14 protein-coding genes are annotated in these 19483 nt (G+C 49.8%); 4 read left to right on the forward strand and 10 right to left on the reverse strand.

All coding sequences use genetic code 11. The features are described from left to right. The first annotated feature begins 4 nt into the window (after positions 1–4). Positions 5–2446, forward strand: a complete 2442-nt coding sequence (locus L975_RS08115; protein WP_052181346.1) for a DEAD/DEAH box helicase family protein — start codon at positions 5–7, stop codon at positions 2444–2446. Between the two features lie 106 nt (positions 2447–2552). Here the strand turns inward: L975_RS08115 and L975_RS08120 are convergent, their stop codons facing one another. After that, entirely contained in the window at positions 2553–3458 is a 906-nt protein-coding gene (locus L975_RS08120; protein ID WP_047708084.1) for a GlxA family transcriptional regulator, read from the reverse strand. A gap of 199 nt (positions 3459–3657) precedes the next feature. On the opposite strand from L975_RS08120, the gene L975_RS08125 reads away from it, so the two are divergent. Further along, positions 3658–4179: a cysteine hydrolase family protein gene (locus tag L975_RS08125; protein WP_039045434.1), complete on the forward strand. Its 522-nt coding sequence runs from the start codon at positions 3658–3660 to the stop codon at positions 4177–4179. Positions 4180–4288: 109 nt separating this feature from the next. Here the strand turns inward: L975_RS08125 and L975_RS18110 are convergent, their stop codons facing one another. Together L975_RS18110 and L975_RS08135 are read right to left on the reverse strand one after the other, a co-directional pair. Continuing rightward, on the reverse strand, positions 4289–4603 hold the full coding sequence (locus tag L975_RS18110) for a hypothetical protein (RefSeq protein ID WP_156121138.1): 315 nt from the start codon (positions 4601–4603) through the stop codon (positions 4289–4291). 152 nt (positions 4604–4755) lie between these two features. After that, positions 4756–5253: a lactoylglutathione lyase family protein gene (locus tag L975_RS08135; RefSeq protein WP_010862250.1), complete on the reverse strand. Its 498-nt coding sequence runs from the start codon at positions 5251–5253 to the stop codon at positions 4756–4758. 98 nt (positions 5254–5351) lie between these two features. On the opposite strand from L975_RS08135, the gene L975_RS08140 reads away from it, so the two are divergent. Then, a complete protein-coding gene (locus L975_RS08140; protein ID WP_047708064.1) occupies positions 5352–6245 on the forward strand; it encodes a LysR family transcriptional regulator in 894 nt (297 codons plus the stop codon). A 584-nt stretch (positions 6246–6829) separates the two neighbouring features. Beyond that, complete coding sequence (locus L975_RS08145) at positions 6830–7795, forward strand: acyltransferase (protein WP_010862252.1); 966 nt, start codon at positions 6830–6832, stop codon at positions 7793–7795. A gap of 159 nt (positions 7796–7954) precedes the next feature. On the opposite strand, the gene L975_RS08150 is transcribed toward L975_RS08145, so the two are convergent. The 7 genes from L975_RS08150 to L975_RS08180 form a co-directional block, all read right to left on the reverse strand. Further along, positions 7955–11107 carry an efflux RND transporter permease subunit gene (locus tag L975_RS08150; protein WP_047708066.1) on the reverse strand — a complete coding sequence of 1051 codons (3153 nt, stop codon included), beginning with the start codon at positions 11105–11107 and terminating at the stop codon, positions 7955–7957. After that, positions 11107–12192 (reverse strand): efflux RND transporter periplasmic adaptor subunit, encoded by a 1086-nt coding sequence (locus tag L975_RS08155; RefSeq protein WP_167550121.1) that lies wholly within the window; start codon positions 12190–12192, stop codon positions 11107–11109. The genes L975_RS08150 and L975_RS08155 overlap by 1 nt, the downstream gene beginning before the upstream one ends. Positions 12193–12366: 174 nt before the next feature. Continuing rightward, positions 12367–13890: a carboxylesterase gene (locus tag L975_RS08160; protein WP_052181353.1), complete on the reverse strand. Its 1524-nt coding sequence runs from the start codon at positions 13888–13890 to the stop codon at positions 12367–12369. A gap of 486 nt (positions 13891–14376) precedes the next feature. Continuing rightward, complete coding sequence (locus L975_RS08165; protein WP_081995640.1) at positions 14377–16521, reverse strand: alkyl/aryl-sulfatase; 2145 nt, start codon at positions 16519–16521, stop codon at positions 14377–14379. A 131-nt stretch (positions 16522–16652) separates the two neighbouring features. Then, complete coding sequence (locus L975_RS08170; protein WP_039045439.1) at positions 16653–17498, reverse strand: hypothetical protein; 846 nt, start codon at positions 17496–17498, stop codon at positions 16653–16655. Between the two features lie 46 nt (positions 17499–17544). Then, the gene (locus L975_RS08175; protein WP_047708069.1) at positions 17545–17757 is read right to left on the reverse strand and encodes a hypothetical protein; all 213 of its coding nucleotides are present in this window, start codon (positions 17755–17757) and stop codon (positions 17545–17547) included. A 27-nt stretch (positions 17758–17784) separates the two neighbouring features. After that, a complete protein-coding gene (locus tag L975_RS08180; RefSeq protein ID WP_010862259.1) occupies positions 17785–19425 on the reverse strand; it encodes an MFS transporter in 1641 nt (546 codons plus the stop codon). Positions 19426–19483: the final 58 nt, after the last annotated feature.

Here is a 19483-nt window from a genome sequence, read left to right on the forward strand (position 1 = left end):
AATAATGACCCATTTGGATTTGGCCGTACCATCACTCACACAGTCAGAGCATAAACTGATTACGGGAGGAGGCTCCGATCCCCTACTCCCGCAGTTGATACAAGCCATCAATCATGCCACTCAGATTGATATTGCGGTTTCATTTATCCAGCCTTCTGGGCTTGAGTTACTCTTTACCCCACTGCTCGATGCCCTAGAGCGTGATGTCACCATTAATATTCTGACGTCTGATTATCTGGCTATTACGAGCCCTTTTGCACTGCGCCGGCTGATGCAATTGCAAGAACGCGGCGCTCAGTGCCGGATTTTTGAATGCCAAGACAGCAACAGCTTCCACATGAAATCCTATATTTTTGTGCGGATGCATCAGGGGGAAATAGCTGAAGGCTGCGCCTTTATTGGCTCCAACAACATCAGTCGATCCGCCTTGCTTGATGGCCATGAATGGACATTACGCCACGACTACATGCCTCCTGCAAACTCACCGGCAGCGCAAGACTTCACCCATATTCAAGTCCAGTTTTTAGCCATTTTTCAGCATCCGTATACTCAACCACTCAGCCATACGTGGATTGACGGCTACCAGATCCGACATGAGCAGACGAAAATTCACACCCCGCTGCTAAAAGCTATCTGGAAAGATGACGACATCAGTGACACCCCAACCCCGAACAGCATTCAAGAACTGGCATTAGCCGCACTTGCCAATACCCGAAAAGCAGGCTTTAAACGTGGGTTAGTGGTACTTGCCACCGGTATGGGCAAAACATGGCTCGCCGCCTTCGATGCTCGCCAGATGCACGCCAAGCGCATTTTGTTCGTTGCGCACCGCGAAGAGATTTTGCTACAAGCGGAAGAAACCTTTTTACGCCTAAACCCACATGCCCATACGGGTTTGTATAACGGTAATCAGAAAAATGGGGATGCGGATTATCTTTTTGCTTCGGTAAGCACCCTAGGTCAAGATGCCCACCTGCAACGCTTTGCGCCTGATCACTTCGATTACATCGTTGTGGATGAGTTCCATCACGCCAGTGCACAAACCTACCAAGCATTGCTGGCCTATTTTACCCCGACATTTTTATTAGGGTTAACTGCGACGCCTGAGCGAACTGATCGCGCCGATATTTTATCGCTGTGCGATAACAATCTGGTATACAGCCGCGATCTGCAATTCGGCATTCACGCCGGTATTCTGGTGCCCTTTACCTATTATGGGATCAGAGATGAGAGCGTGGATTATCAAGAGATCCCATGGCGCAACGGCAAATTTGATCCGGTTAAGTTAGAAAACCAGTTTGCAACCGAACGGCGCGCGAAACACATCTTCAAGCACTGGCATGCCAAAAAACAGCAACGCACACTCGCCTTTTGCGTGTCAAAATCGCATGCCAACTATATGGATGCGTATTTTAAGCGTCATGGCATTCGTTCGTGCGCCGTATACAGTGATTCTACAATGCGGCGTAATGAAGCATTACGGCAGCTTAATAACGGTGAACTGGACATTATCTTTTCGGTCGATCTTTTTAATGAGGGCACCGATCTACCTGCGATAGATACGGTACTCATGATCCGCCCGACGGAGTCCAAGATCTTATTCTTACAGCAATTAGGTCGAGGGCTGCGTCTATCGCCAGCATCCAATAAAACCCAGCTCGTCGTGATTGATTTTGTCGGTAACCATACTGCGTTCTTAAATCGGCCAGCGGCATTACTGGGTACTCGTAATTTCCAGCAACTGAAAAAAGCGCTGCGTGAGCCGACACTCGCGCTGGGTTGCTTTGTCAATTTTGACCCTGTTGTAATTAAGTTGTGGTTAGCCTTGATAGAAGCAAAGGGGTTTACCGCGAGTGAACATTACGCAGAGCTTACCGAACAATTAGGCCATCGCCCTACCGCCACGGAGTTTTACCAAAGCGAGTACCCCTTCAGTAAAGTACGCCAACAATATCGCAGTTGGTTCGATCTCGTTGCGCAGCAAGAAAACAGCGATGATGAACTGCACCAAATACTGGCGCAACATCATGACTTCTTACTCAAAGGTATCGAAATGACCGCCATGAGTAAGTGCTTTAAAGCTATCTTATTGCAAGCGTTGCTGGAACTCGATGGTTTCAACTCCCCACCAACACTGAGTGCATTGGCGATTCGAAGTCACCGTGTGTTATCTCGCCACCCCGATCTGAAAACCTCTGAGTTACCGGAGAAAATGCGCTCAGTAGAGGCAAAAGACAGTGCATGGCTCACGTATTGGAAAGGCAATCCGATTAAAGCCTTTACACATGCCAATGCATCTGGTGAGCAGTGGTTTACTGTTCAAGACGATCGCTTTGTACCGACCTTCTCTGTTGAACATCAGCACACCGAACGTTTTCATCAACTGGTGCAAGAGCTGGTGGATTTACGATTGGCGCAGTATGTGGAAAGGCGTGTGGAGGCATAGCAGCGTTTGAACAAGAATGGAGAGCCTAAATCCATCAGAGTGATGTTATTTTTGAGCTGACACAGAAAATGCACGTATCGGTGAATTAAAAGCGTATTAGTCTGCTTTAACGACCAAAACGTTGACGAAATGCACTGGGTGTTAATCCCATGATGCGGATAAAGGCTTTCCGACAAGCTCCGCTATCGTCATACCCCACCTGATTGGCAATCAGCGTAAATGAATCGGTGGTAGTTTCCAGCAGTTCACATGCCCGTTGGATGCGCAGGCGCTGTAGGTATTCGTAAGGGGTGTGGCCAGTGGCTTTGGCAAAACGACGTAGCAAGGTGCGCTCTGTCACCGAGCCTTGCTGACTTAATTGGTTAAGCGTTATAGGTTGCGCCAGATGCACCGCTAACCAACGCTGTAATTTCTCGATCATGCTATCTCCGTGCAAAAACGATGGCATAAACTGCTGATAAAAGCGCTGCTCGCGCTCGGCGGTATCAACCACCAACAGCTTACCCAAATTACGCATCACCTGCGCCGATGCATAGCGCGCGACTAACTCCAAGCCTAAATCCACCCATGACATTAGCCCTCCGGCACTGATCACATCGCCATGATCAATCAAGATGGCATCTGTTTTGAGCGGTTGTTCGGGAAACTGCTGCGTAAAACTCTCAGCCAATCCCCAATGGGTGGTTACCGAACGTTGATGCAATACTCCGGCGCCAGCCAGCATAAAACTGCCCGTACAGGCTGAGGCGATCACGCTACCGCGCTGATGAGCTGTGCGTAACCACGCCAGCACCTTTGTGGCCATATAGGGCGCAGTCCCGGGCGGTAGAATCACCACATCAAAATGAGTATTAACACCGAGCGGATCGGTAAAGATAGCAGGCGAAAACAGTACCTTGAGCCCCTGCTGGCGGCACTGCGTATTGGCCAGCACAAACATCTCTTCCAGCCCATAAACTGCCGATTTTAGTGCCTGAGGATAGTGATAAATGCCAAGTGTAATCTCCGTCATCGCCGCCTCAATGCGCATCTTGTTCACGTGATAATGTCGGTATTAGACTGTTTTATGTCATTTTAGACACTACAGCAAATGCCGCTTCAGCGTCATACTCCTTAACAGCAGCTACACGCTTTACTCGATGTATTACCACTATCTCGTTCAACCCTAGCGCTGTAAATACAATGACCTTGTACTTGTAGGAGTGCGCCAAATGGAAAAGACTGCATTACTGATTATTGATCTGCAAAATGATTACTTCGCTGCCGGAGCCTTTCCGCTGTGGCAAGCCGAAGAGACCAAAGACCGTATTGTGGCCTTCATGCATAAAGCGCAAGCGGCAGGCGTAGAGATTATTCACGTGCAACACATTGCCGATCCTGCGTTAGGCTTAGCGCCATTTTTTAATCAAGGCACAACCGGCGCAGAAATTCACCCGGATGTTTTGGCCGCAGCCCCTAATGCACCGATAGTGGTTAAAACCTTTGCCGATAGTTTTGTGAAAACCACATTAGAACAAGTGTTGTCAGAAAGAGGCGTTAGCCGTTTGTGGGTCGCCGGCATGATGACGCAAAACTGCGTTACCCATACGGCAATCTCACGCTCAGCAGAAAAGTATGATGTCGCTATTTTGCCCGATTTATGCACCACGGTTTCTGAGATGCTGCATCTGATTGCTTTACATGCAGTTGCTACACGAATGGCATTAACACCAAGCGCTACGCTGTTGCCATAATAACCAAGCCAAAGGAATCGGTTATTAATCGTAGAAATAGCAATGTAAGCGGTATTCATCATTACCGAACGCCGCTTTATTTTATCACCAATATTTCATAACTGAAACTTCATAATGAAGAAGAAAATAGCGCCGAAATAGCGCCACCAACACGCATGAAGAAATGACCAAACTCGGTGAGAACATGCACGAACAACAGCGGCCAACGGTAAGCGATGAACATGGCCGTCATGAAGCCTAAAAAGAAAAACCAAGCGGGAAATAACCAATGGCGAGATGCCTGTTTTTCACGGGCATAGCTATCGTAGCTCACTCTTCTTTTCGGTTCGTGATAAGACGGCCTTTCTCCTGCGGAATAACCAAGATCGGATCGCTCTCCATCGCGAAACTCTCGTGGATGATAAATATCTTTGGGGTCAAACATAAGCAGCCTCCTTGCACATCAATAGTAACAAAGGCGCTATGTCAGCTCAGATTTGGATAGGAAATACGGGAAATAAAACACAAAACGTGCGGCATAATTGACTCAATTACACCGCATTATCTCAGCCTGCAGGAAAATCACACCAACAATGTTTATTCCTGATAAGCACCAGCGGAATACGTCAGCTCATAGCTGTGGCTATAAATCTCGATGATGTTGCCAAACGGGTCTTCCATGTAGACCATACGGTATGGTTTTTCGCCCGGATAGTATTCACGAACTGGCATGCGCTGCTTACCGCCTGCCGCCACAATGCGTGCAGCCAAGCCTTCGACATCCGGATCTTGCACGCTGAAGTGAAACACGCCCGTTTTCCAGAATTCAAAATTGTTCTCGCGCTGCTCGCTGTTCGGGAACTCGAACAACTCAATCCCGATTTTATCGCCGGTAGATAAGTGCGCGATCCGAAACGAACCCCAACCTGGGCCAAACACATCGTTGCACATCACCCCAATCGCCGAATCGTCTTCAGTGATGGTGGTGGCCGGCATAATCAGATACCAACCCATCACTTGGGTGTAAAACTCTACCGCACGATCTAAATCAGTAACGGTAATGCCGATATGCGAAAAGTTACGTGGATAAGTCATAAATCACCTGATGTTGTGTCAGAAAACAGGTGACATGATAGGAACACTGAGCATAATTAAAAATAAGGTCAAAATAATGGATACCATAAATATTTATTATGCTAAATCCACTCTGGTTAAAAACGCTGATCGCGATACAGGAAACCGGCAGCTTCACCCGCGCTGCGGAGCGACTCGATCTTACGCAAGCGGCCGTCAGCCAACATATCCAACGTCTGGAAGCAGAATGTGGGTCGCTGTTGCTGCGTAAACCTCGTCAACTCGAGCTCACGCCGCGCGGCTTACGCGTGTTGGCTTACGCCCGTGAACAACAACGGGCCAGTGAACGCCTGTATGCCGAGCTATCAGAAGATAACCCACATGCGGGCAACATCCGCCTCTCGACTCCCGGCAGTATTGGCCTTCTCATCTACCCTTGGCTGCTAGAGCTACAGCAAACCTACCCGACGCTCAGTATCCAGCACCGCTTTGCTCCCACCACCGATATCATCTCTGCCGTGCTTGAAGGGCGCAGTGAGCTGGGCGTGGTCGATCAAGCACCTGAACACCCCAGTCTGCATGCCGAACCCTTGGCGCGCGAACCGCTGTGTCTGGTGGTCCCCGCTTCGCTTGCTGAGGTCAGCTGGCCAGCGTTGCAGACATTAGGCTTTATTGATCACCCTGATGGTCGCGCTATGGCGCTGCGTTTACTTAGCCGTCAGTTTCCTGGCCAACGTTTAGATGACATTCCAGTCCACGGTTTTACTAACCAAATCAGCCTGATCCTTGAGCCGGTGGCGCGCGGTCTGGGCTTTACCGTACTTCCACGTTTTGCAGTGACCGCATTCGCCAGATCTGAATTAATCCGCGTGCATCACAGTGAATCGCCGGTTATCGATACCCTCTGGGCCATTCACCGCGCCGAATGGCCGCTTCCGGCACGCTATCAGCAATTATTAAGCGACATTAAACTGCGCATTACAGAGCAAAGTCAGGTAAACGGTGCGCAATAAAAACGTTGCACCGTGTTATTTTCCGCATATTTAAATATATGCAATATAAAAAACCAACAGGTGATAAGTTAATAGATAATTCCAATCCAAAAGAGGGATGAAACAACAGCAAGCCAAAGAAGATAAAAGGATAAAACCACGCCAACAGTCTGCCCAGCCCACAGGGCACAACAGCAAGGAAGGCGTAATAACTGATTAAAAAACAAAACATAAATAACACTGCAAGATAGGTATCAATATCACTGCCGTTATAGTTTTCCCACAACAATAAATGCTATGATTAACAGATGCGGCCATTAATTTAGGATGACGGCACCGCGCTAGTCATCTCAACCAAAGCGTTGTCTAAAAGAAGCACGACAGCGTTTTATTTCAACATCGCAGCAATATCCAGAATAAAGGTAAGGGCTATAGCGGGCTCTTTGCACAGAATAAATTAACGCTCTGTCATAAAAATAAATATGACACGCATTATAATAAATGGACATCGACAGCGGATAGCCAAGCTTTCTCTACACGGTACAACACTCGGTACAACCCAGTACATTCCACGCACACATTGACATTACGGTTAGCCATATAAGATGAACGAAATTGCCATCAGTATCGTGAAAACCATAGGTTGTCTGGCAACCGTAACCTTTTTTTCTATTTACAGTACGTCGGATAACTATAACTACAATTACCACTGGCTGCTGGAACTGCTGACCTTTATCTCCACAATCGCCACGCCGCTATTCTTTGTGGTGGCCGGTTACACCGATGCCAGCACCCGCAGTGAACCGGGCTGGCGCAACATAAAAACGCGTCGCTTAATGCTGGTGTTTATCTTCTGGCTCACCGCCCATTATCTGTTTACCCCTTATCAAAAGGGCTACCTGATCCATACGTGGTTTGCCATCTCATTTGCCGCGATATACCTGCTAAATCCAATGATTATCTGGCTATCGGCCAATCGACGTTATTTTATTGCGCTGGTGGCAGTACTGTTTGTCTTTTCCTTTTTGTACGATTTCATTTTCTCGGTCGGACACTTTGGCCTCAATCTGCGCATTGAACCACAATATCGCATATGGAACTGGCTGTTATTTTATTTAACCGGACAGCTACTCAGTGATCCCGAGATCTATAATGTCGTCACCCGAAAACGTAACATCAATATTATTATTGTCGCATTACCCATTATCTATGCGCTGAGCTGGTTATTTGAGCGGACGTATCTCTATCCACTGTTTGAGCGCGATAATAACTCCTTTTTCTTGATAGGTTCGCCTATCTATACCTTGGTGATCGGGGTGATCATTGCGTCCAATAAACTCAGTAAATACATTCACAGTGATGTGATTAAAATTCTGCTGACCAAAACCAGCAAATCGATGACCGGCGTGTATATCCTGCACTATTCGATTTTCGCCCTGTTCTCATCACAAATTGTTATCGACTCGATTGCGATCAAAATCGCGGTGTTACTGACTACCTTTGTGTCTTCGGTATTGCTCTCAATGCTACTGCTGTCGAACAAAGCCACCCGCGCCATCATTACCTTGTAAAAGGCGCGGTTAACACTAAGCACGATAACGAGATAACAAATTACATCGCTAAATCACATCACTCGCTGGTTATCTCACCGTAAAAAGTAAGGCCGGCGTGTTTGCACTGCGCCGGCCTTATTCGTTCAGAGATCAGTGTCGCGTTATAACTCGGCGAACTCAGTGCCCCGTCACCGGATCGGGCTTGTTAAAGCAGCTGTAAATCACCGGCAGAATCAGCAACGTCAGTACCGTAGCAAAGCCAAGACCGAACATGATCACCACCGCCATACTCTGGAAAAACGCATCACTTAACAGCGGGATTAACCCAAGTACCGTGGTAAATGCGGTCAGCAAGATAGGCCGCATCCGCGACGCGGCGGCATAAATCACTGCCTCTTTAAACGGTTTCTCTTTGCGCTGTAAGCCAATCTCTTCCACCAGCACAATCCCGTTACGGATCAGCATCCCGCTCAAACTGAGCAACCCAATCAACGCCATAAAGCCAAACGGGATCCCGGTGAGCAGAAAACCAAACGTCACCCCAATCATCGCCAGCGGTACGGTCAACCAAATGGCGACGGCATTTTTTAACGAGCTGAACATCAACACCGTGATGATAAACATGATGACAAAGGCCACCGGCAAGCTCAGCAACAGCCCAGACTGCGCATTCTTGGTGCTCTCATAGTCTCCGCCCCACTCCAGCGAATAGCCTTGTGGCAGAACCAACGAATCCATCTTCGGTTTGATCTGCTGCAGCAACTCGGCCGAGGTTTCGCCGCTGACAGAGCTTGGGTCAGCCATCACCGTCAGAGTTCTTTTCCGATCGCGGCGCATAATCAGCGGATCTTCCCACTCTGAGGTGAATTCACTGACCACGTTATCAATCGGGATAAAGGTGCGCTGGGCATTACTCCACACCATCACATCATTCAGGTGCTCGACATTTAAGTGCTCTTCGGCTGGCGTTTGCAGCATGATCGGCATCAAACGACTGCCGTCACGGTAAATACCGACCGGCGCGCCCTCAAAGTTCAGACGTAATGCCAAATCCACTTCGCGCTTATCCACCCCCAACTCAGAGCCCAGATACTGAGAGTATTGTGGACGGATCACCTGTACCCGCTCACGCCAATCATGCATCACTCCATCGGCGCTCGGCACAGTATTGAAAATCTGGATGGTTTGATCGGCCAAATTACGCAGCACTTCAGGATCGGCACCAATAAAGCGAGCCTCAATCGAGCTGCTGTTCGATGGGCCAAACATGATGCGTTTTGACTGCACCCGCACATCCGGATACTGAGCGCGAATATACGACTCAATCTCTTTCACCATGCCAGGAATGACTTGCAGATCATCGGTTTTCACCAAAATCTGCGCATAGTTAGAATACAAACGCTGGGCGTTGTAAGTCAGAATAAAGCGTAGCGCGCCTTGACCGGTAGTCACCACCGTGCCTTTAACCGGCTCTTTTTCACGAATATGCTGCTCAATTTCTGCGGCTACGCGCTCGGTGTGCTTGATATCGGTGTTAAACGGCAGCCACAAATCGACGAAGAAAATCGGCGTATTTGACGGCGGGAAAAAGCTCTGCCGCACCGAGCCAAATCCCCAGATAGACAGTGCCAGTAAGGCACCGAGGAGCAACAGCGTCGGGGTTTTAAAGCGCAGCAATTTATCCAGCGTGCCCATATAAATACGGAACACCGCCCCCGAGTAAATAGCCTCGTCTTTTTGCTCGCTGCCCTCAGCCAAGGTTTCTGTAACCGCCACGTCAGCGGGCTTAACGGTCGCATCCGCGGCTTTCTCGTCTACCGTACTGACCTCAGTAAGGGTTCCCTCACCGTGATCTTTGAAAATCCACTTCATCAGTACCGGCGTGATCGTGAGTGCAATAAACCAACTCAGCATCAAAGAGATCAGCAGAACCTGAAAGAGCGACTTACAATATTCACCGGTGGAATCATTCGACAGACCAATCGGCGCAAACGCCAGAATGGCGATAATGGTCGCCCCCAGTAGCGGCAGCATGGTTTTGCCCACCGCATACCGGATCGCTGCCAACAACGATTTACCCTGCTTACCGGCAATCAATACCCCTTCCACAATCACTATCGAGTTATCGACCAGCATACTGAGCGAGATCACCAGCGCCCCGAGCGAGATCCGCTGCAGCTCAATATCCAGCATTTTCATGATAAACAAGGTCCCCAGCACGTTCAGTGCCAGCGACAACGCAATCACAATCCCGCTTTTCGCGCCCATAAAGAGCAGCAAGATCCCGATAACAATCAACAGCGAAATCAGAAAGTTGGCGATAAAGCCATTCACTGCTGTTTCTACTTCAGAGGCCTGATCGTAGAACAGGCTCATCTCCATCCCAGCAGGGCGTTCGCTTTCCAGCTCGTTGAGCTTTTCCTTAACCAGATTACCGACATTAATCACGCTGACATTGGGCGCAAAAGACACCCCGAGCACCACCGCCTGCATACCGTTAGCGCGGTAAATATTGTTAGGCGCGTGCGTTACCCCTTGCGTGATGGTGGCAATATCGCGCAAATACACACTTTTCGGTGCCCCCGGCTCACTGATCACCACCGTGCTCAGCTCCTGCACACTGCTAAATTCACCGGTCGGATTGAGGCGGATCTTCTTGTTGCCCACCAGCACATTACCGGCATTAGACACCACGTTTTGCTGGCTCAAAATGGCATGCAAACGCTGCGGCGTGATATTGAACGACGCCATTTTGGCGCGCGAAACTTCAATTTGGATCTCTTCCGGAATAACTCCAGAGATCACCACTTTGCCCACCCCAGGGATCACCACCAGCTCACGGCGCAAGGTTTCGGCAAAATCTCGTAAGCTTTGGTTACTGTAGCCTTTGCCGTAAAGGGAAAGAAAAATCCCGTACACGTCACCAAAGTCGTCATTTACAAACGGCGGACTGACTCCGGGCGGAAACGCCAGCGCGGCGTCAGCCACCCGCCGACGCAAGGTATCCCAGATTTGCGGCAGCTCATTTGGGCCGTAGCGATCCAAGATGGAGACCGTGATTTGCGATAAGCCCACTCCAGAAATCGAGGTGATGTTATCCACATACGGCAATTGCTGGATAAAGCGCTCCAGCGGTAACGTCACCTCTTCTTCAACTTGTTTGGCCGACGCACCGTCATAGCGGGTAACGATAACCGCCGTTTTGATGGTAAACGCGGGGTCTTCCAACTTTCCGATGTTAAGAAACGAGATAACACCGCCCACCCCCAACAAGATAATCAGCAGCCAAGCGCGGGTATTGTCTTTTATGAAAAAATCTAGCAGTTTCATCATAAACCTCGCTCGCGAACCCAGATCCTCACTTGCTGATTTTCTTTAAGTTCATTGGCCCCTGTCGCTACGATGCGCTCACCATCGGATAAGCCGGAGAGCACCTGCACGCCCTCGGAGGTATACCCGCCCAGCGTCACGTTACGGGCTTCGACAAAATATTTACCTTCTTTTTCCTGCACCACCCACACGCAGGTTTTGCCGCAGATATTGCCATCTGGGCTAAAGACCGCATCCACCGGCACCACCACGCTCACGCGATTGGCCGCCGACGGGATGTTATCGAGATTGATACGCACCACGCCGCTCATCCCTGATAATAAAGGGAAATCTTTCGGCCGTGGCATAGTGAGCGTGACCTGATAAGTCAACGAGTTAGCCGATGCGTTAGCGCGGTGCTCTTTATATTGAGCAATAAACTCTTTACCGGGCAGGTTATTGATGGTCACTGTCGGCTGATAGGCTTTGTTCTGTTCATTGATTAGCTTGAATAAGCTTTCCGGCACATTGAACACCACATCCAATGTATCAAGGGAGTTTAAGGTCACAATGGTCTGCCCAGGGGAGATCACCTGATAATTGCTGACACTGACATTCGAGATAATGCCCGCAAATGGCGCGCGTAACTGCATATCTTGCAGCTCTTGTTTGACCAGATTCAGTGCCGCCAAAGCAGAATCTCGGGCGGCGCGCTGCACATCAAAATCCGCCTTAGACACCACATCACGGGCTCTGAGCTGCGAGAAGCGGTTAAATTGTTTTTGCGCCAAATTATAGGAAGCTTGGCGATCCGACAGACGATGCAGCACATCATAGTTGTTGAGGCTAGCAATCAGTTGCCCCGGAGTGACCCGCTCGCCTTCCAGCACCTCGACTCGATTGAGCGTGCCCGGCACTTTGAATGACAAGTCAGTCTTATCGCCAGCGACCACGCGCGCAGGGAAGGTACGAACGCCTTTTTTCAACGAATTACTCACGTCGTAGACATTCACCGGCCGCAATGTATCTTGCTCAGTCTGAGCACCTCTATCACAGCCGGAGAGGGCCATCACCAGACATACCATCATAATGCGCTTCATATTCACGGCAGCATCTCTTCACTTAACATTGAATGCGGTCACTCACAGAACAGCCGGGCGCGAACAGTCTGCTGAATCCAGAGCGATTGAATTTACTTTTTCGTGGCGTACCGGCTATCCGCTACGCCGCCATTTATGCTCGACCTTGTACCATCCGAACGGTGTTAGTACGGATTAAGCTTAGTGCTGATTAAGACAGGCCAAGAGATCACTGCTGTCACTGCACGCAATCCGGCCTTCGACCACATCCATCATGTAAGTAAAGAAAGGATTGGATGTGGCACGCATCAGTGCATCCATCCCCACGATCAATACCGATGATTCGCCGCGCATCGAAATTGTCCCTAGATTGATGCCATAGCGAGTTTTATCTACCGGCGCACTGCCATAGAGCGAGTCCGTCACAGAAAACGGCAGCGCAACGTGTGACAGCGAAAACATGTCATTCGGATAGCGGAGCCCAATCGGCGTCGTCAGGGTGCGCGTCTCGCCTGCGCGGGTCACTGTCGCCACCGCTTCCGGTGAGTTCGGCGTTAAGTTGGTAATCACGATGGTGTTGTAGTTGCGCGCTCCGCGTGGCAACAAGGAGTTGACCGCGGTGTAAGCGGAGCGGCGGAATAACGGAGGGAAGCTGACCGCATGGTTAATATCAAACAGCACCAGTTCGCTGCCGTTATCGCCTAAATAGCGGTATAACGAGTTCACTACCGCACGGGTGCTGACCGTGGAGTCCATCACCGATTGGAACGTTAAAATCGGCGGTACTTTATGCAAGTCTTCCGGTGTCAGCTCACGAATACTTTGCTGTAACTCTTGCGTCAGTAAAAATGACTCCCTGGCCGCTTTCACCGGAAACGAGTTATATTTGAACGGATTAAATTCCGGAATAATGCTCAGCCATGCGGATTTAGCAAACGCAGGGAAGATAGAAGGCAACCCCGCCAAGCCAGCAAAGCGAGCAAAACTGGTAATGCCGATCATCGGCGACAACAGAATGACTTGTTGTGGTATGCGCAGCGTTTTGTCATTGAGGCTAGAAAGGGTGTATTTCATCGCCAGCGCGCCGCCATTGGAAAAGCCCACAATATGCAGCGGCACCTGTTCACCAGCGAGCGCAGTGGCTTCGCGCACCGCCATACGGGTTACTGCCAACCACTCATTGCGCCCAACGCTAGTCAGCCCAGCCGGAACGGTACCGTGCCCCGGTAACCGCGGCGCCACCACCACAAACCCTTTCGACTGATACAGTGCAGCCATCTCAGTTAAACTATACGGCGTATCGGTCAGCCCATGCAGCAACACCACCGCGCCCTGCGGCTTGCCTTCTGGCATCAATAAATACGAACGGTTCCAGTCTTGATGGAATTTCGGCGGGTAAACCAAACTGTTTTCGTAATAACGATTCAGTTCCGTTTTTTCACTTTCGGGAATTTTATCCGTGACGTTTTCTTTTAAATTTTTATAAATATCATCTTCGCGCGCCAGATAATCACTAAATCTCGCATTATCAACCTGCGCCACCGACATTTCATCGGGCGTCCACGTGTGCCACGCCTGCAGTTTAGGGCCACGCTCAGTGTCATAAATTCGAATAGCAATCAGCGCCACTAAAAATACCAGTAGCAAGACGAAGATTTTCTTCACTGTCTTGACTGAAAATAACGCTAACCCGAAAATTTTTTTAAAAAAATTATTATTTAACATCATGAATACCCACCAAAAAGCAAGTATGCGCTGTTAATAATGGCTTTTAGTTCATACAGATAACGAGCCCGTACTTAGAATGAGTATAAACAGGGTTGGTTAAAATGCCACTGAGTGACAAGTTTTGTTATTGATGCCAGTTTAACTACACCCTGTTATATCTTTATATCATTCGTTATCATTTACTTAGCCAACAGCACCTGCCAGAAAATTGTCGATTACCGTCTGCGGTCGCTCTTATGGTTTCGTCTATATGGTTTGTCTATATTATTTTTATATATCGCTTCGTCGGTTTTATGACGGCACATCGCGGTACGTTTATTCTTTTTTTCATGTCGTACTCTCCCTCTACGTTAACTATTTCTTTATTCACGTACTTCCTAAAATCGCTCACCGATAAACGTACCGAGATGTCTTATTTTTTGCGTTATGAGCGCGCGCAATAAATCACGCCCATAACGGTTTATTTCGTTTGATTACGTGGAATTAATCCTCTTCTGAAGGATAAATCACATATTCAAACGGGTTATTGCTGTTATCAGTAGGCGCGGTAGTGCTGGTGCTGGTGCTAGTAACGGAAGCCGGAGTTGGCCGCGCATTGGTGGTTCCAGGGATAATTTCAAAGTCCGGCGTGAAGCGGACTAAGGTACTTTTCAGCTTGTTATAGGCTGAGCGATCCCCTTCCATCTTCACCTTGCCCGCTGACTCCAGTGCTTCAAAGGTCGTCGCCCCCATCATGACGTTGTTCAAATCAGCACGATTCAAGGTGATGGTTAAGGTCGGGTTCTTCGCCTGATAGTTGGCAATGTTGGTCAGGGTCGCGTTACTCATCTCAATTAAGTAACGTTCGTTGTTATCTGGCGTCACCAAGTTGATGGTAAAAGCCATGCCATCGGCTTTTTTGCTATCCATGCTGATGCCGAGGAAATCCAGCCATAACGAGGTCGGCATGGCGCTAATCACATCGGGGCCGGTGGTTCTTGGCGGTAACGATTGCGGAATACCGGTGCGTAACTCGTAAGCACCTTGCAAAAAGCTATTACGCAAACTGGTACTTTCTTTCTGATACCCGAGCTGTTCATACGCATCAGCCAGTAAATTACGGGCATCTTGGTTTTTCGGTTCGGCGTACACCAGTTTGTTCAGGATCTCGGTGGCCTCCAAGTATTTGCCTTGCTCGTTCAGCTCTTTGCCTTTAGCCAAAATCTTGGCCGCGCCGCCCATCATCTCGACATACAAAGGCGCTGATTCACGTGGCGACAGCGGGATCAGGGTGGCTGGGTTACCATCCCAATAACCGATAAAACGGTTGATGATCGCCCGTGAGTTGTGTGGCTCAGAGCCGTGGTAACTGCGTGCCGCCCATTGACGCTGCAAGCTTGGTGGCGCTTGGTAGACATTGTGAATTTCGTTGATGGTGACGCCCTGATTGGCGTAATGCAGCACCTGATTATTCATATTGGCATACAAATCGCGCTGTGCACGCAGCACTTCTTTGATGCGATCATTACCCCAACGAGGCCAGCTGTGTGAAGCAAACATCACCTGCACATCATCGCCAAATTTGTACAAAGCAGTATTGATCTGTTTTGACCAGTTCAGCGCATTTCGTACCGGTGCGCCGCGCAAGGTGTAGATGTTATGAATGGTTCCCGTAACGTTTTCTGCCGCCCAAAACGCGTTGAATTGCGGGAAGTAGGTGTTCATTTCCACCGGCGCTTCGGTATCTGGGGTGTTCTGGAACACCATTTTCACGCCATCAATGGTGATCTCTTCAAAATCATCTTTAATTAAACGATTTGGCACCAGCAGGCCGGTATTACCCACCGCCACATTCTTACCAATGGCCTGATCCACATGCCCAAACGGGCTGCGATCTAACAACACCGCATATTGATACTGAAAACGGCGTGCCATGGCATTACCCGCAAACACGTTTTCAGAAATGGCCGCTTCAACAAAACCGTCTGGAGCAATCAACGGTACTTTGCCGCTGGTCACATCGGCTTCATCCACTACGCCACGGACCCCACCAAAGTGGTCACCGTGCGAGTGCGAAATCACCACGCCAACCACCGGACGTTTGCCCAGTTTTTCATTCACGAACGCCAGCCCTGCCGCCGCTGTTTCGCGGGTTGTCAGCGGGTCAAAGATGATCCAGCCGGTATCCCCTTTGATGAAGGTCATGTTGGCCAAATCAAAACCACGTACCTGATAAATACGATCAGGCACCACTTCATACAGGCCATAGGCCATATTTAAAATGGCTTGTCGCTGTAATGAAGGATGAATACTGGCGAAGTCTTTACCTTGCAGCAGGAATTCATAGCTTTCCATATCCCAAGCAACGTTGCCGGCATCGGCCATGATCTTTTTAAATGGTGGTTTGGCAATAAAGCCTTTTTGGGATTCTTCAAAATCACGCGCATCTTCAAACGGTAAGCTGTTTTTATTCTGATCGTGCAGAGCAATCGTATATTTTGATGGTGGTTTGCCCTGTGGGTGGAAGTGTGCTGGCCCGCTATCTGTCGCTGTAGCAGCAGGCGTTTCACTGCCGGCGGCATAAGCCGAGGTGGTGGCATGAACGGTTATCATCATCGCGGTAATCTGAGCAAGCTTACTTAATCTCATGGCTCTGTCCTTTTCGTTTACAGATACAGATAGCAAAGCATCGGGTCAGTACAGCTACTACTTGGGGTCCGGCATCCTCTTTTTTGGTAATACGCATAAGCAATTAATTTAACTGCATGCAATTTCATTAACTACCAAGCAAAACCTAGGCCAACATATACACCTGAGGTCGCAACATCATAAACAAAACCGTCACGGTCATAATCAATCGAGAAGTAGCGGTAACCAAATCGACCTTGCAGTGTCGGGCTAAAGGCGTAGTTGACGCTGCCAATCATCTGCCACGTTAAATCGGAACCAGAGCCTGAGCCGCCAACATCGGCATAGCCCGTTACACTCCATTGGTTATAATTCACGAAATCATGCAGTACGCGGATCCCCACATAAGGGTCTACCCAGCGTTTACGCTCTGAGGTTGTCGGTGTGACGCTCACATCGGGCAATAAAGGTGATGTCAGGGTGGCATTCGCATCCCAGTTGATAATGTTGTAGCGCAGACCGGCAACCGCATCGACTTTGGTTTGCTCATCGAGCATGCGGTAATACCCCGCGACAGCATATTGTTGCTGCGTCACTTTGCCGTCAGCATCGATGTCGACCAAGCCGCGTGGGCCAGATAAGGTGGCCTGATCCGAGATCCGCAGATAGATGGCGTCTAGCATCACACCCCAGCGGTCATAGCGCGCTTCAAAGGCAGCCATCCCCGCCATGTCCATGCGATCCCAGATATCAGAAAAACTTTGCTCAAATTGCTGGCCGTTACCAGGGCCTTCCGCTATCCCCACCTTGCCGTCTTGGCCGACGGCCCAGATATAGGGCGTCAACTCATAATGCCACTGCGGAGTGCTCGCTTCGCTGCCAGCGGCCAACACCGTCGACGCAAAGAAAGAGGAGCTCAATACCATAACACCACAGCAAAATGCCTTTTTGCCGGTGCTTGTTGCCACGCCGATTGCCGTTTTAGTTGTACTGGCCATTGTGACTTTCCTTTTTCTGAATTGCCCTGCTTCCTACCTTGGTTTCCTACTCTGGATAGCTGGCCGCATACTCTGTTATGTAGAGCTCATGCTCAGCCTTACCGTGACGACCATGTTCACCAAGCTCACTGCCTGCAGGGACGTTATTTTGTGTTCCGGTATAGAGGTATTTTTTATTCAGTAACGCGGTCTTTATTACATGCTTATTGCTTAGAAAATCTGCCAGTGCGATTGAGTCAACCGCACTGGCATGTGTCATGCTTGCTGTTTCGTATGTGTCTTAACCTTATTTAGCTTTGGGTTTATCCAGATTGTCAGAGGTCAATTCACCCGGCAGATAATCCGGTAAACGGCTGGCTGGGAAAATCGCCAACAGTGACAGCATGGACATGATCAGCAGCCCGAACTTCAAGGCACGTAAGCGCGCCTCTTCATTGACGCGCACCGCTTCGGCCACTTGCTCCGGTGTGGCCGAAGTTTGTGCCAGTACGCTTTCCAGACGGTCATTGCTGACGAAGTTGATGCTGTCCATATTTACTTGCGATTGCAGCTCTGGAGTCAGGATCGGCGTTTCCGCCACCCCACGCATGACGTTAGCACTGAGTAATCCCACCAGTAAGGCCCCCGCCACCGCAGTACCGATCGCGCCCGCTAAGTTGTTGGTGGTACCACGTAATGAGCCGACATCGCCCGCCAGCTCTTTGGGTGACGAACTTACCAGCACGTTGAACACCAGAGTCACCAACGAACCCTGACCAATGCCGAACACCACCAGTCCGAACAGTACCGCGAACTCACTCCAGTTGTTGCGCACCACGAACGACAGCCACAACAGGGCGATAGTACAGGTGATAAAGCCGTAACGACCGATCTGCCGTGGCGTCCACTTACCGTAAAAGCGCACAATCAACATGGCGGAGAAGAACACTGACAGGTTAAACGGCATCATGGCAATGGCGGTCGCCATTGGGGTACTGCCCTGTACAATCTGGATATACAGCGGCACCGAGAAGTTCAGCATCGCCTCCAGTGCCACCACCGCAAACATGGCAATTACCGCCGCCCGCTCACTCGGCGAGTTAATCACTTCCAACGCCAGCAGCGGCGTCTTACCTTGCTCTTGACGACGGCGCGTCCACACCACGAAGGCTTGCGCCAACACGATACCGACCACAATCATGAACGGCGCCGGAGACAAACCGAACAAGGTAAACGGCGCGCTGTCCGTGGCTAAGCCAAAGCCCCAGCGATTGAGGTTATTAAAACCGAACGACATCAAAATGATCGCCGCCGCCGCCAGCACCACACCGACCAAATCAATGCTGACATCTGGGCGCGCCTTATCGGCTTTCAGACGAAAGCTCAGGATGAAAATAATCACCGACAGACCAATCAAGATCCCGAACGCCGGACGCCAACCAATGTAGGTACCCAGCACACCACCGATGAGGAACGCACTCACCCCCGCACCAGCACGGGCTGAGCCCAGTGCACCCAGCGCCGTGGCTTGTTGTGAGCCGCGGTAGTTTTCAGCAATCAAGGCCACCAGCGCCGGTACCAGTGCTGCTGCGGTCAAGCCGCTTAACGCTTGGGCGCTGATCATGATGGTGGCATTCGGGCTGAAGGTCATCATGATCTGAGCGACACCGAAGACCAGTACGCTGACCCGGAACACATGCACCGGCCCAAAGCGCTGGTTAAGTTTGGCACCCAACATCACAAAACCCGCGACCGACAGTGAGTACATAACGATCGCCGTGGCAATGGTAGTCGGTGGAACGTTAAAACTTCTGACCATCCCGCCCAACGCAACGGGCAGAGAGGCAACGTTGAAGGACATGAGCACCTGAGCCATCGCGATGGCTATCATTGGTACCCAGGATTCTTTGACTTCTTGACCCGTGAGGTGAGCTGATTGATTACCCATAAGATCTCTAGCCTTTTAACAGGTGTTTTTGTTCTGCCAACATTCACTGCGGTCTGCC

This window comes from Plesiomonas sp. ZOR0011 (assembly GCF_000800945.1).
Classification (GTDB): Bacteria; Pseudomonadota; Gammaproteobacteria; order Enterobacterales; family CAMTGL01; genus Plesiomonas; species Plesiomonas shigelloides.

Bases quoted from the DNA above. Each gene is read 5' to 3' on its own strand.
- L975_RS08150 (WP_047708066.1), bottom strand. From the start codon at position 11,107: ATGAAACTGCTAGATTTTTTCATAAAAGACAATACCCGCGCTTGGCTG.
- L975_RS08140 (WP_047708064.1), top strand. From the start codon at position 5,352: ATGCTAAATCCACTCTGGTTAAAAACGCTGATCGCGATACAGGAAACC.
- L975_RS08145 (WP_010862252.1), top strand. From the start codon at position 6,830: ATGAACGAAATTGCCATCAGTATCGTGAAAACCATAGGTTGTCTGGCA.
- L975_RS08120 (WP_047708084.1), bottom strand. From the start codon at position 3,458: ATGACGGAGATTACACTTGGCATTTATCACTATCCTCAGGCACTAAAA.
- L975_RS08115 (WP_052181346.1), top strand. From the start codon at position 5: ATGACCCATTTGGATTTGGCCGTACCATCACTCACACAGTCAGAGCAT.
- L975_RS18110 (WP_156121138.1), bottom strand. From the start codon at position 4,603: ATGTTTGACCCCAAAGATATTTATCATCCACGAGAGTTTCGCGATGGA.
- L975_RS08175 (WP_047708069.1), bottom strand. From the start codon at position 17,757: ATGACACATGCCAGTGCGGTTGACTCAATCGCACTGGCAGATTTTCTA.
- L975_RS08125 (WP_039045434.1), top strand. From the start codon at position 3,658: ATGGAAAAGACTGCATTACTGATTATTGATCTGCAAAATGATTACTTC.
- L975_RS08165 (WP_081995640.1), bottom strand. From the start codon at position 16,521: ATGAGATTAAGTAAGCTTGCTCAGATTACCGCGATGATGATAACCGTT.
- L975_RS08160 (WP_052181353.1), bottom strand. From the start codon at position 13,890: ATGTTAAATAATAATTTTTTTAAAAAAATTTTCGGGTTAGCGTTATTT.
- L975_RS08180 (WP_010862259.1), bottom strand. From the start codon at position 19,425: ATGGGTAATCAATCAGCTCACCTCACGGGTCAAGAAGTCAAAGAATCC.
- L975_RS08170 (WP_039045439.1), bottom strand. From the start codon at position 17,498: ATGGCCAGTACAACTAAAACGGCAATCGGCGTGGCAACAAGCACCGGC.
- L975_RS08135 (WP_010862250.1), bottom strand. From the start codon at position 5,253: ATGACTTATCCACGTAACTTTTCGCATATCGGCATTACCGTTACTGAT.